The organism is Micromonospora sp. LOL_021, assembly GCF_048060215.1.
In the GTDB taxonomy this organism is placed as follows: Bacteria; Actinomycetota; Actinomycetes; order Mycobacteriales; family Micromonosporaceae; genus Micromonospora_E.
In genome coordinates this window covers 147,650-161,186 of the sequence record NZ_JBHMIN010000004.1, presented here as the reverse complement: position 1 = coordinate 161,186, position 13,537 = coordinate 147,650, and the positions used below count along the sequence as shown (strand labels likewise).

At 70.5% G+C, this 13,537-nt stretch carries 8 protein-coding genes; 2 read left to right on the top strand and 6 right to left on the bottom strand.

Annotation, left to right across the window (positions count from 1 at the left end; genetic code table 11):
• Positions 1 to 346 precede the first annotated feature (346 nt).
• The 5 genes from ACFHWT_RS05550 to ACFHWT_RS05530 all read right to left on the bottom strand — a co-directional run bounded on the left by ACFHWT_RS05550 (position 347) and on the right by ACFHWT_RS05530 (position 7,720).
• A complete protein-coding gene (locus ACFHWT_RS05550) occupies positions 347 to 2,173 on the bottom strand; it encodes a prolyl oligopeptidase family serine peptidase (protein ID WP_416593467.1) in 1,827 nt (608 codons plus the stop codon).
• Positions 2,170 to 3,468 (bottom strand): MFS transporter, encoded by a 1,299-nt coding sequence (locus ACFHWT_RS05545; RefSeq protein WP_416593466.1) that lies wholly within the window; start codon positions 3,466 to 3,468, stop codon positions 2,170 to 2,172. The genes ACFHWT_RS05550 and ACFHWT_RS05545 overlap by 4 nt, the downstream gene beginning before the upstream one ends.
• Before the next feature lie 405 nt (positions 3,469 to 3,873).
• The gene (locus ACFHWT_RS05540; protein WP_282232983.1) at positions 3,874 to 4,368 is read right to left on the bottom strand and encodes a hypothetical protein; all 495 of its coding nucleotides are present in this window, start codon (positions 4,366 to 4,368) and stop codon (positions 3,874 to 3,876) included.
• A complete protein-coding gene (locus tag ACFHWT_RS05535; RefSeq protein WP_416593465.1) occupies positions 4,365 to 5,570 on the bottom strand; it encodes an McrC family protein in 1,206 nt (401 codons plus the stop codon). Before ACFHWT_RS05535 ends, ACFHWT_RS05540 begins: the two co-directional genes overlap by 4 nt.
• Positions 5,567 to 7,720 (bottom strand): AAA family ATPase, encoded by a 2,154-nt coding sequence (locus ACFHWT_RS05530; RefSeq protein ID WP_416593464.1) that lies wholly within the window; start codon positions 7,718 to 7,720, stop codon positions 5,567 to 5,569. Before ACFHWT_RS05530 ends, ACFHWT_RS05535 begins: the two co-directional genes overlap by 4 nt.
• A gap of 117 nt (positions 7,721 to 7,837) precedes the next feature.
• On the opposite strand from ACFHWT_RS05530, the gene ACFHWT_RS05525 reads away from it, so the two are divergent.
• Together ACFHWT_RS05525 and ACFHWT_RS05520 are read left to right on the top strand one after the other, a co-directional pair.
• On the top strand, positions 7,838 to 8,638 hold the full coding sequence (locus tag ACFHWT_RS05525) for an endonuclease/exonuclease/phosphatase family protein (RefSeq protein WP_416593463.1): 801 nt from the start codon (positions 7,838 to 7,840) through the stop codon (positions 8,636 to 8,638).
• Between the two features lie 133 nt (positions 8,639 to 8,771).
• A complete protein-coding gene (locus tag ACFHWT_RS05520) occupies positions 8,772 to 9,431 on the top strand; it encodes a GNAT family N-acetyltransferase (protein ID WP_416593462.1) in 660 nt (219 codons plus the stop codon).
• Here ACFHWT_RS05520 and ACFHWT_RS05515 read toward each other — a convergent pair.
• Positions 9,407 to 13,450 carry an Eco57I restriction-modification methylase domain-containing protein gene (locus tag ACFHWT_RS05515; protein ID WP_416593461.1) on the bottom strand — a complete coding sequence of 1,348 codons (4,044 nt, stop codon included), beginning with the start codon at positions 13,448 to 13,450 and terminating at the stop codon, positions 9,407 to 9,409. The genes ACFHWT_RS05520 and ACFHWT_RS05515 overlap by 25 nt on opposite strands.
• Positions 13,451 to 13,537: the final 87 nt, after the last annotated feature.

Here is a 13,537-nt window from a genome sequence, read left to right as displayed (position 1 = left end):
ACCGACGAACCCGGTCAGCGCGGGTGTCGGAGGTGGACAGGTGTGCCGGAGGTACGGAGGCGGTCGGGACCGGTGCAGTGAGGCGGTCAGGACCCGGTGGGGTGGTGACGGCCACGGCGATGGGATGGAGGCGGTCAGGCGATGCCGGCCAGGGCGCGACCCGCCCGCCTCCACCCCGTACGACCCGGATCAGAACTTGATCTTGACCGAGACCGTGACCGTGACGTTCGCGCTGCGAAGCTGGTCGCGGTTGCCGTTGATCGGGTCGTTCTCGACAACGTTCTTCCGCATGCCGTTCACCTCCTCTCCCGATCGGACCGAACCTGCCAACGTGCGGGGAACAGGGTCAGGCCACTGGCCGCGCCATGGCGAGCGCGACCGCCGTACCCTCCTCCTGCACGCCGTCGAAGTGCCGCTGCATGAACAGCAGCACGGTCTGCATCAGCGACAGATGGCTGCGGGCGTCGAAGTCGTCGTGCCCGGCCCGGCGGCGGACCAGCTGATGCGGAACGCGGCGGGCGGCCAGCAGGCCGGCGTACCGCTCCACCGGAGCCGGCGGGCAACGCACGTCGTCGCTGGAGACGGCGAGCAGCACCGGCGCGGTGACCTGGTCGACGTAGCTGGCCGGCGACGACCGGGCGTACGCCTCGGGAACCTGCTCCGGGGTGCCGCCGAACAGCATCACGTCGAGCGCTTGGACCGCCGGGGACGCCGCATGGAACGCGGCGGCGTAGTCGGCGATCGGGCTGATCGCCACCCCGAGACGCCACAGCCGTGGCTGCACACCGAGGGCGAGCAGGGTCAGATAGCCACCCCACGAGGTGCCCCACAGGGCGGCCCGTCCCGCCTCGATCAACCCCTCGGTCACCAGATGCTCGCGGACCGCCGCCAGATCGGCGACCTGGGTCAGCCCGACGCCGGAGCTGAAGTCGTTACGCCAGGCGGAGCCGTAGCCGCTGGACCCCCGGTAGTTGGCCCGCACCACCGCGCAGCCGGTGCTGGCCAGGATCTCCACCAGCGGGTCGTACGCGTCCCGCGCGTGCTGCGACGGTCCGCCGTGGACCAGGAAAACGGCGGGACGGGTACGCCGGTCGTCGTTCGGTGTGGTCAGCAGCACGTGGATCGGCCCGCCCGGCCCCGGCACCCACAGCTCCTGCCGCTGGTAGTCGTCGACCGTGGCGGACGCCGCCGGGTCCGGACCGGCGCCACTGTCCGGCAGCCGGACGTCACGGCCCGACCGTAGCTGCGGCGGGGTCAGCGAGTCGGTCCAGATGTAGACGACGTCGCCGTCCGGCCAGACCGCCGCGTCCAGCACACTGCCCGGCGGAGTCGGCAGCACCGCGCTGGCCCGCACCGTCAGGTCGGCCTCGTGCAGGATCGTATGGGCGTGCCGATCCTGACGAATCAGGATCCGCCGGCCGTCGGGGTACCAGCTCGCGGTGATCTCGGTGTCGAACCAGCACCAGCTGTGCGGCTGTAGTCCGTCGGCCCGGGTCCAGGTCGCCGGGAAGTACCGGTCGTCCTGCTCCAGCACGAGCAGCAGCCGGGGTTGACCGCCGCCGGGGGCGAAGCCGAGCGCCCAGACCCGCCGATCCGGCTGGCCGGACACCACCCCGACCGTGGCCCCGTCGCGGCCGACCACGGTCACGGCGTCCGCGGCGGCCGGGTCGGTGCCGACCGCTGCCAGCTCACCGGTCGGGTCCAGGTCGACCAGGTACGCGTACCCGGCGGTCCGGGTGACCTCGGTGATTCGTCCGTGCGGGTCGCGCCGATGCAGGGTCAGGCCGTCGTCGTCGGCGAGCCCGACCAGGGCGGTTCCGTCGTCGGCCATCGCGATCCCGGCGTGCCGCGCCGGCGTCACCCCGGGCAGCGCCGGAGCCGAGACCGGCGAGGTGACCTGGTCAGTGGCGCTGTTCGGGAAGTCGCGGGTACGCCAGACACCCACCCCGGCGAGGTCGTCGTCGAACCACCACACCGTCTCGCCGTCCGGGTCCAACGCGGCCCGGATCGTTCCGGTCGCCCGGTCGGTCAGCTGGGTGACCGTGTCGGTCCGGCGGTCCCAAGCCAGGATCTGGCACCGACCGTCGGCGTCGCCGACGTAGACCACCCGGTGCGGCGCGTGCTCGGCGACCGCTGGAAGTGCCGGGTAGAACAGTCGGTATTCACGGCTCATCGGCGTGCCTCCTCTGCCACGGATCCGGTCGACGTCGCGTCGGGTTCGGTCGACGTCGCGTCGTCTGGTGGGTCCTCCGCCCCGGCGCGCAGTTGGCGCAGGTTGACCGTCGTGTAGACGGCCAGCCCGGCCAGTGCGGCGGCGAAGATCAGCGCGACGGCGGTCGGGCTGTACCAGGCGACGAGCAGGCCGGCGAGCAGCGGCGCCGGGGTCTGCAGCACCTCGCCGGCGGTGCCCATCACGGTGCCGACCCGGCCCTGCAGCTCGTCCGGCGTCAATGCGATGACCCGCGACTGGAAGATGACCCCGAGCAACGGGCTGAGCAGGAAGACCAGGCCGAAGAGCAGGCCGTACGTCCAGGTCTGCCGGGCCTGCGACATGGCCGCGACCAGGGCGACCATCGCCCAGGAGGCGACGACGATGACGGTCATCGGCCGGACCCGGCTGAACACGGCGGGCGCCAACAACGCGCCGGTCAACCCGCCTACGCTGGCCACGGTCAGCACCAGGCCGATCGACGACGCGGCCGCGCCCTGCTGCCCGGCGGTCAGAATCGCGTAGTAGATGAGTGCGCCGAAGGTGAAATTGATCCCGGCAGCCCAGATGGTCACGAATCGTAGAAACGGCTGCCGCCATACGAAGCGCAAGCCGTCCCGCAGATCAGTGAGGAACGACGTGCGTTCGACACGGTCCGGGGTGAGATCGGTGCGGATCGCACCGACCAGGAATGCGGACACCACATATGACACAGCGTCCACCAGGAATGGCACCCACCGGCCTATCTGGTAGAGTGCACCACCGAAAACCGGACCGACGATCTGTACGGCGTGATTGCGCGCCTCCAGCCGGGACAGCGCCTTCTTGTCGTCAGCCGGCAGCACCCGACGGATCGAGCCCGCGCCGGCCGCCTCGTAGCCGCTCTGAGCCAGCCCTTCGACGAAGGCAGCGGCAGCGAGCACCACCAGGGTCGCTGTACCGCTGGCGACCGCGACGAAGAGCACCGCCATCGTGGCGGCAGCCAGCAGTAGTGACGCCACCATCATCCGCTTGCGGGGCAACCGGTCGGCCAGTACGCCGGCCGCAGGCGCGGCGACAAGTCGACCGGCCAGGGCCAGCGCGCCCACCAGACCGGCGGCGGCGGGCGAACCGGTTATCGCGAGGGTGACCAGCGGAAAGACGATGCCGGAGGTCTGCGACCCGAGTTGGTCGACGGCCCCGGCTATCCAGTACAGCCGGAAATCCCTCTTACGATCTCCATCAGTCGGCGTTGAATCAGCGGTTGAGGCAGCGGTCATCACTTCGGCCACATCGTCGACATGAACGTCCCAAGGGGTGGTTGATTGAGACTGTCTTGGCGGGCGTAACTCAGGTGAAATAGATCGACCTACCGGCCCCTGACCGGGCCACGGACAGAAGGCTAACAGCGCCCCAACCGGAGCGCAAGCATGTCAATACTTCAAGTTAGCCCGGGAGGAACCAGCGGCTCGTTCAATCCGAACTTGAGGATAATCGTCCCGCAAATGAAGCTATGCCCACAGGCCGAATTATTACCGCCCTACCTGGGCGTAACAACGACTCGTTGTCATCTTTGCCGTTAAGTAGGCGATGTCAGCCGCAAACCCGGCATCGGCGCTGTTGTCGCGACAAGATCGACAAGGGCGGCTGGCAGCCGCTCGAGAGGGCGGGCGTCAGCCCGCGCCTCAGCTCGGCTGCGTCGGATAGGTCGACAGCGCCGCCGGCCGGGCAGCCAGCATCGGCCGGAGCGCGCCGGCCAGCAACTCGACGTCGGCGGCGGCGAGCCGCAGCAGCGGGCGGCGCAGGTAGATGCTCCACGCATGCGGCTTCGGGAACGCCGCCAACTGGTGCACCAGCGGCTGCAACTCCACCCCGCCCGGGTACGGCACCACCCCGTCGACGTCCAACGTACAGCCGGAGACGAACCGCATCCCGGCGATCTCGACCGGCTCGCCGAAGGCGCGGACCGCGCTGGTCGCGGTCGCCGTACCGATCACCCGGCCCCGGTCCCGGGTCGGGTTGTGCCAGGCGCCCCGGGTCGCGTACAGCAGCAGCTGGTCGCCGGCGGCCAACGCGGCCACCTCAGCCCGCGGGGTCGCCGGGAACGCCATCCGCTGCTGCTCCAGCACCCAGCGGATCGCTGCCCGCTCACCGAGCACCACCAGGTACGCCGCGTTCACGCCGCTGACTCTATCGACCCGCGTCCCGGGCGTCGGCCCAGCGTCATCCCGGCACCGACCCGCCGTACCTGCTCCAGCAGGTCGCCAGTGGACCCGTCCAGGTCGATCCGGTGGCAGACGAGCCGGATCCCGGTCCGGCGGACCACGTGCGCGGTCGGACCGCCCTCCCCGGCGTAGATGAGATGACCGGTGTCCAGACCGTACGCGACGCAGTAGGCCAGCATCTGATACAAGTCGTCGACGGGCGTCCGGGTCTTGTACTTGGTGTCGGCCACCGCAGCTACCCGGCCCTCGTCCCACCAGGTCAAATCGGGGCGGATGTCGATCAGGCCGGCCTCGTCGAGGTGACCGGCCGTCTGGGTGCGCAGCTGGCCGGCGGGCAGCACGGCCCGCAGCGCGGCGGCGACGAACGACTCGAAGACCCGCGCCATGTCGAGCAGCAGGCCGTTCGCGGCCCGGTCACCGACGCGAGCGTCGAGCGACGATCCGGCGAGGACCAGCTCGGCCAGCCACAGGGCGGTGTGCAGCTGGGCGTTGCTGCGGCCCGGACGCCAGATCGGCACCGGGGCACCGGGACGCAGCCGAGCGACACCGGGGAACCGCTCAGCCAGCTGGCTGAGCCGGCGACGTACCGACGGCACCAGCCCGGGCACGCGCAGCATCCGTTCGACCGCGCTGACCAGGATGCGGTTCTCCGGCGTGTCGGCGGTGAACTCGTCGTAGCGGACTTCCAGCGGCAGCGGCTGGCCGAGCCGACGGGTCAACTGCCGGGCCGGCAGCATCCGCCCGCGCAAAACCGTCGATGCGGCGTCGACCTCCTGGTAGCCGTGTCGCAGCCCGCCCCGGATCGCCCGGTCGACCTGCCGACACAGCGCCTCGGCGAGCGCCGGAGCCAGCTCGTCGCTGGCACCCAACGGCAGGCTCGCCGGCTGCCACCGGTGCGGGTTCCGCGCGTAGCCGAACAGGAACAACAGCCGCGCCACCGGCACCTTCGGCGCGACGTACACATCGAGGTCGCCGATGCGGGCGGCGCCGACGAGCCGGGTGGCGCGCAGCAGCCAACGCCCGGCTGACGGGCCCGGGCGTACCTCGACGACCGGTTGCCGGCCCGCGCGGGCCGCCGCCAGCTGCCGGGCCTGCTCGCCGGTCAGTGCCACGTTCAGCGCCGGACCGGCCTCCCGCAGCTGGATCGCCCGGATCACGGTGCGGGCTGCCGATCAGCCAGGGCGGTCCGCAGCGCGTCGAGCCCGTACCGGTCGGGTACGTCCAGGTCGTCGGCGTAGTGGTGGTCGGCGAGCAGCGGCAGGATGTCATGGCGCCAGACCCGGTCGAGGCCGTCCGGGTCGCGGTGGTCGGCCTCGTCCAGCAGGTACGTCGGCCCGACGGCGTAGTCGGCGTCGGCGAGCCGGGCGTTGAGCGCGTCGAGCAGGTCGGCGGCCTCGGTGGGCAGGTCGCGGGCGGTGAGCCAGCGATGCAGCAGGCCGGCCACCGGCGGCCGGTCGGGGTGCATCTCGACGAACGCGAAGCGGCGGCGCATCGCGACGTCGATCTGGGCGATCGACCGGTCGGCGGTGTTCATGGTGCCGATCAGGTAGAGGTTGGCCGGCAGGGTGAAGTCCTTCGCCGAGTACTGCAGCGCGATCGGCTGGTCACGGTATTCGAGCAGGAAGTACAGCTCCCCGAAGACCTTCGCCAGGTTCCCCCGGTTGATTTCGTCGATGATCAGCACGTACGCCGTGGACGGGTGTTCCCGGGCGGCGTCGGCGAGCCGGCGCAGCGGTCCGGAGGTGAGTTTGAATCGCAGGGTGCCGTCGTCGCCGGCCTCGGGCCGGAATCCTTCGAAGAAGTCCTCGTAGGTGTACGACGGGTGGAACTGGATCAGCCGTACCGCGTGGGGTTCGGTGAGCCGGGCGGCGAGGGCGCGGGCGACGTACGTCTTGCCGGTCCCGGGTGGACCGTACAGGATGATCTGCCGCCGCCTGGCCAGCAGCTCCCGCAGCTCCCGCAGCCAGTCGAGGTCGAGCAGCAGCGTGTCGGCCAGGTCGGCGGGGACGTCACCGAGTCGCGCTTCGGCCGCCGGCGGCGGGGTCGGGGTCGGGGTCGCCACCGGACCTGGCGGCGGCGTCGCGGGGGTGGCCGGTGCCGCGGTCGGCGCCGGTTCGCGCAGCAGCGGCGCAGCGAGGTGTTCCAGCGCGGCCAGCCCGTCGGTCAGGTCGACCACGTCGTCCTGGCTCTGCAACAGGTTGGACAGGGCGGCGGGCAGCGCCGACAGGTCCACCGGCGGGTCGAGCTCCAGCCAGCGCACCGGCCGGCGCAGGTGGGACGGCAGCTCCCCGGCGCCGGTGAAGCTGGGCGGGCCAGTGACCAACCCGAGGTGTACGTCGCCGTGGTGCGCGGTCGCCACGAAGTCCCCGTCGCGCATCAGCCGCAGGAAGGCGTTGAACTCGCCGGTCAGCTTCTCCCGTACCGAATAGCTTTTGTGCCGGTAGGCGTCGGCGACGGCCTGGGTCAGCTGCTGCTCGTCGATGCCGGGGCCGAGTTGCGGCAGTTGGGAGGCGGCCAGCGACACCCAACCTTCGGCTAGCCACTGCGGCACCAGGTCGGCGCCGTCGACGTTGCTGCCCCGGACCAGCCAGGCCCGCCGCGCGACGGGTTCAGCCGCGAGGGTGGCGGTCTCGGCGAGTCGCTCGGCGAGGAAGTCAGCGGTGATCCGCTGTTCGGCGTTCGCCCGACCGTCGACGAACTCGACACCTTCCTCGCTGAGCCGGGCCGCCAGGTCGCTACCGCGTAGCCGGGCATGCTGGTGCCTGGCATCGGGAACCCGCCCGGAAGCGTTGAGTACGCGGTGCGCGTTGTCGACGTAGGTGTCGGCCAGTAGGTGGGCGATGTCGTCCGGCGTGCCGTCGACCAGCTCGGCCAGATCGTCGTACGCCGTCCAGGAGCCGGCCGGTACGAGCTCCAGGGTGCTGGTGATCTTCTCGAGCCGGTCGTCGTACTTCTTCCGTGCGGCCTTTCGATCTCGGACGATGCCGTTGTATCGCTTGTTGATCTCACTCAAGAGGGTGTCCGGGTCGGGAAACATGTCTAGGGCGGCCAAGCCGTCGTCGGTGATCCACCACAGCGCGTCCCGTTTGATCAGCCAGCCGATGGTGGCAGCGTCGCCGGCGTAGAAGCGGGCCGCGACCGCCCAGGCCGGTGAACCGTTGCGGTGCGGTCGCATCTCGGCCTCGTTGAGATCGATCCGCTCCGCGACTTGGTCGAGCACGTCCCTGCCATGCAGCCGCTGCCCGCTGTCGCGGAGCACTTCCAGGCAGGTACGCACCAGCAGCCCGTACCGCACACCGTCAGCCACGAGCGTCACCCTTCCTTGATCTCAGGTGACCTCGCAGCCTACGACCAACGAGCCACCGACTCGAAACTCGGTTGTCGGAGAGCGGAATCCCGTGATCCCATGGGGTCCGGGGGGACGATGCGGATCGTGAGTGTGAACGCCTGGGGTGGGGCGCTGGCCGACGGGCTGCTGCCCTGGCTGGCCGACTGCCCGGCGGGCGTCGTCTGCCTGCAGGAGGTGACCCGGACGCCTGGTCTGACCGGGTGGACCCGCTTCGACGATGGCGACCGCGCCCTGCCGCAGCGCGCGAACCTGTTCGACGATGTCCGCGCCGTACTGCCCCGCCACCAGGGGTTCTTCCTGACCAGTGACTCCGGGCCGGTGACCGACGCGACGGGTGCCCGGCACCGGCAGGACTTCGGCGTGGCGACGATGGTCGCCGAACGGCTGCCTGTCGTCGGTGTCGACTCGGCCTTCGTACACGGGGAGTTTGTCGCCCATCGCGAGTGGACCGTCGCGGACCGTCCACGGGTGGCGCTCGCCGTCGGCGTCGTCGGGCGCACGGACGGCCGGCGGGTGTGGGTGGTGCAGGTGCACGGGCTGCGCGACCCGGCCGGCAAGGCGGACACCCCGGCGCGCCGGGCCCAGGCGGTACGGCTGGCCGATCTGGTCCAGCGGATACGCGAGCCGGACGATCTGGTGGTGGTGTGCGGGGATTTCAACGTGCTGCCCGACAGCGAGACGTTCGACGTGCTGGGCGGTATCGGGCTGACTGAGCTGGTCGGCACGGCGGACACCCGTACGTCGCATTATCCGAAGCCGGTTCGGCACGCGAGCTATCTGCTCGTCTCCGACGTCGCCGCCGTCGAACGGTTCGAAATCGTGCGTCAGCCGGAAGTCTCCGACCACCGCGCCCTGCTTCTCGACCTGCGGGCCTGACCCCGTCGGGCGGCAAATCCAGCCCTCGCATGTCCACCCTGACGGCGGGTACTCGTAGGCCATGATGGGCAGCGCCAACACTCTTACGCGGTCCCGCACCCCGGTGACGGGGTCGGGCCGCAGCGGAGCCCTCGTGCGGCCAGCCGAGCACGCCGACCTGGCGACGACGGCTCGCACGCATGTGGAGTTCCTGCCGGTCGGGCTGTTTCCGTCTCTCGGGGCAGGCTTCGTCCGCCGCTGGCACCGTACCTACCTCGACTCCCGGCACGGCGTCGGCTACGTGGTCACCAACCCGACGACGCCCGACGGCGACGTTGTCGGATTCCTGCTGGGCACCACCGACCAGGCCGCCCACATGGCGGCGCTGTTCGCCGACCGGCGGGCGCTGGCCGCACTGTCAGTTTCCGGCGTAGGTGCGGTGGTCCGCCGTCCATGGTTGGCCCGCCAGCTGTCCTCCCGGGTTGGACCGTGGGCCCGGCAGATCGCGCGGCGCCGGTCCGGCCAGCCGACCCCGGCGGACGCGCCGTCCGAGAATCCGCAGGTCGCGGTGATGGTCGCGGTGGCGGTGCAGCCGCAGTGGCGGGGCAGCGGAGTCGGGGCGGAACTCGTCCGCCGGTTCGTCGAGGACGCCCGGCGCTCCGGGGCGGCCGAGGCCGAGTTGGTCACGCCGGTCGGGTCGGCCGGAGCGACCGGCTTCTACGAACGGCTCGGCTGGGAGCTCGGACCGTGCTGGCACACCCGCGACGGTGACCAGCTTCAGGCTTACCGTCAGCGCCTCGTCTCCGCGGCCTGATCGGACCGCCGGCCACGCCCAGGGGGCGGGTCGAGCGGGCAACGGTACGGCGTACCGGTGCGGACGGCAGCGGCCATCGCGTCGTAGCGCTCCAGAATCAGGCGTTTGGTGCGGTACTCGCCGTGCGCGTTCTCGTCCTTGTCCCGGACGACCTTGAAGGTCTCCATGATGTGGTCGACGTCGTCACGGTCCACCCCGTACAGGTGGAAGTAGGCGGCGTCGAGTTCGGCGCGGATGAGTTCACGTCGCTGCGGGTCCCACCGGAACGGCGGGCCGTCGTCGCCGAGGCTCTCGGCATAACCGGCCAGATCGTCAGCGGTGTAGGCCAACTCGACAACGCGGTCAGCGATCCACGAATCCAACGATCCGAGGCAAGAGGCCAGCCGGCCACCGTCACGGTAGCCGTCGGGCGCGAGGACAGGTAGCTGCTTCATGACGTAGTACTTCAGGTGAGTCCCGGATGCCTTCTGGCGCACCACGTAGTCCAAGACGAACGAACTCATGTTGGCCTGCAGTCCAGCCGAAACGATGCTGGGCATCGCGAGCAGGTAGGTGTCCCCGACGGCCGCGAACGGGATAACGGTCGAGATCAGGGTGCGTTCGTCGGTGCTGCGGGCGATGTCGCGCCAACCCAGGAGCCAGTCATGAGGCCAGCGGCCGGCCAGCCGCTCGTCGACCGCCTGTTTCGACACCCAGTAGCGTGGCAGTGGCAGCCGCGCCGGATCGTCATGATCGGCGTCGGTGAAGCGGGGTAGCGTCCCGACGTTCAACTGCGCCTGCGTCGCCCCCTCGTACGTACCCAGCCGGTGGTCGTAGAAGTGGACCATCTTCGCCTCGTACAACGGCACCATCCGCGCGTCGCCCCGCACGAAGTGGTTGCCCTCCAACGCCCAGCCATCCTGGACCAGGTCGTCGTAGCCACGGAACAACCCCGAGTCGTTGGCCATGTGCAGCATCGCCAGGAACGACACACCCCACGGGTTACCGTCCGGAGCGTCGTCCCGCCACAACACCGGCACCCGCCGGTAGATCCCCAACGTGATCTCCGCATCCCGCCGGGACAGAAACACCGGACACGTCCCCGTGTTCGGGTTCAACAAGCTAATCTCCTCCGGCGACAACACGTACGCCCGCCGCGCAATCTGATCCACCTGCCGCACCCGGAACACCAACGCCACCCGATCAACCGGCCGCCGCACACCCGCCACCGTCAACAGAACGAACCGGAACGAGTGATGCACCTCCGAGAAGACCCGGTCCTCGTTCTCGAAGTCGAACAACGACACCAGACTCCGACGACGCACCAGGTCCTTGAAAAAGTCCTGCGTGGTCGCATCGGTGGCGATACCCGTCGGCACGATCATGCCGAGCTGGCCGGTGGTGGCGAGCAGCGTCCGGCTGGTTTCGGCGAAGACGGCGTACGTGTTGATGTCGCCGCGGCCGGTGAGCCGGTGCCGGCCGGCGGTCCGCAGCAGGTGGCTGATCCCGCTGGCGGTGCGCAAAGCCTTCGTCCAGCTCAGGTGCAGGTCACGCTCGGCGGGCTGCTTGCTGTCGGCGAGTGCGGCGATCAGCTTCTTGCGGGCGGCGGCGTTCGGCGCACCGGCGACCGCTTCGTGCTGGCCGTCGAAGAACTCCTGCTCCTGGAGTTTGACCCGCTCCCAGGGCGGGTTGGTCAGTACGCAGCTGAAGCCGCCGCGCCAGCCGGTGGCCGGGTCGACGCCGGCCCTGGCGGCGGGAACCCCGTCGGCGGGGACTTCGAAGATGTGCGGGAACTCGATGTGCCAGTGGAAGAAGCCGTACTGCCGGACCATCGTCTCGACGAGCTGCCGGGCGCGCTCGACGTCGTCGCTGCGCTCGTCGGTGGCGATGCGGGCCAGCATCGCGTTGGTGAGGCCGTACGCCCGGTTTCTGGGGATCTTCGGGGCGACGAACGCGGCGCACCAGGCGTCGGCGATTTGCCGCCGTCGGCGCCGGTGCGGGTCGAGGGTGCGGTCCCGCTGGGCTTGGATGTGTACGTCGGCGAGGGTTTCGCAGGGTGCCAGGTGGGCGATGGCGGCGGCTTCGGCGGCGAGGTCGAGGTTGCCGGCGCTGCCGGCGGTCAGTGGTCGGACACCGGGCGACTGACTGGCGTTTTCCCGGCGCAGGGCGGTGACGACGGCTCTGCTGTCGCCGTCGAGGGCGGTGTACGCGGCGTCGGGGATGCCGGCGGCGAGTTGCGCCGGGGTGGCACCGAGCAGCGAGTTGCCGACCCGCAGGTGCGCGTCGAGGTAGCCGAGGGGTTTGCCGGGTTCGACCGCTTCCAGCCAGAGGGAGAGTTTGGCCAGTTCGACGGCCATTTCGTTGCTGTCGACGCCGTACAGGCAGCGGGTGGTGACCTTGCGCATCGCGGCCTGGACGGCGTCGGGGTGGGGTTCCAGGTCGTCGGTTTCCTCGATGGCGATGCGGCGGGCGATGCGGCGGGCCGCGCCGATGAGGAAGTGCCCGGATCCGCAGGCCGGGTCGCAGACGGTGATGCGTTCGAGGGCGGCGACGCGTTCGGCGGGGGTGTCGGCGTCGCAGGCCTCGTCGAGCAGCGGCTCCAACGTGGAGTCGAGGAGTTCGTCGACGAGGGACGGCGGGGTGTAGTAGGCGCCGGTCTTCTTCCGGTCGCTGCCTTTGACCTTGACGAAGCAGAACCTGCCGGTGTGGGCGTCCCAGCAGGGGTGCAGCTCCAGCAGTGCCTCGTACACGCTGCCGAGTTCATCCGCGCCGAGCCGCGCCCAGTCGACCCACTGCCGGCGGTCGGCCCGCCGGCCGGTGAGGACGCTGAGCTGGGTGACGGCGGTGAGCAGTGCTGAGTTGGTGAGCTGGGCGCGGCGTAGCGGCAGGTCGAGTTCGCTGGTTTCGAAGACGCCACCGAGGGCGGGCAGGCCGATCACCTGGCCGCCGGCTTCCGAGCCGAGCAGCTGGAACACCAGGGCGGTGCTCTGCCACAGGTCGCCGTGCCAGGAGTGGCGGCGGGTGTCGGCGAGGCGGCGCAACCGGCGGGAGGAGAAGTAGGTGTCGTAGCGGTCGCGGGCGGCCCGGCTGGCGTGCGGGTCGAGCAGGACGCCGCGGTCCTCGACGACCATCCAGAAGATCAGCTTGTAGACGAGTCGCAGCAGGGAGCGTTTCAGGTCGGCCAGGGTCAGCCGGCCGGCGGCGACGTCGTCGCGCAGTTGCCGGTTGTGCGGGTGGCTGAGGAAGCCTTGTCCGAGGGTTTCCAACGCTTCGTGAACGCCGTACCGCAGGCTGGTGAGGGCGCGTTCGCCCTGCCGAGCGCCGTAGGTGCGCCACTTTTCCAGCGGGCAGGAGGCGGCGCCGGCCTGCGGGTCGCTGATCTCGAACCGGCTGGCGTGGGCGATCCGGTAGAACAGCAGGAAGTCGGCGAACAGTTCGCCCTGGAAGATCGCCGCCAGGTCGAATTCGAGGTACGCGCTGCCGGCGAGGTTGGTGGAGTCGCGCAGTAGTCGCAGCTGCGGCCCGTTGCACAGCACCGCCCACAGGTGCTGGTCGCTCTGGTTGAGCAGCCGTTGCACCATGACGTGTGGTGCCGCGTCGGCCGGGGAGCGGGTGCCGCGCGGCACTCCGGCGGCCCGCCGGTCGAGGTCGGCACCCCAGGGGGCCAGGTGCACCGGCAGGGCCTGCTGCCATCGGTGGCTGACCGGGAACGGCTGTTCGTCGACGACGATGCCGCCGGGTAGGCGTTCGATGCCGTCGAAGTCGAGGGTACGCAGCAGGGTGTGCCGCCAGTCGTCGGCGGTGCGCCGCCGGTTTCGGCGGCTGCCGGTGCCGGCCTGCTGGTCGGCGTACCGGTTGAATTCGTCGCGCAGGTAGCCGAAGTCGCGGTTGGCGATCCGGCGGACGGATTCGCCGGCGGTCAGGTGGTATGAGCGGGCGTCGATGCCGGGCACGGTCGGGTCGCCGTCGCGGATGCGGCCCAGGACGCCGCCGGGCAGCAGGCTGCCGACCAGGTTGACCGCCGAGTGCGCCAGCGCCATGCTCGCCCTCCCCAGGCCGAGCCCCCGCGTCTACATGTGGCGATCATTCAGTCACGATCAGCAATCTTTCGCTGTCGAGTAGCCGAC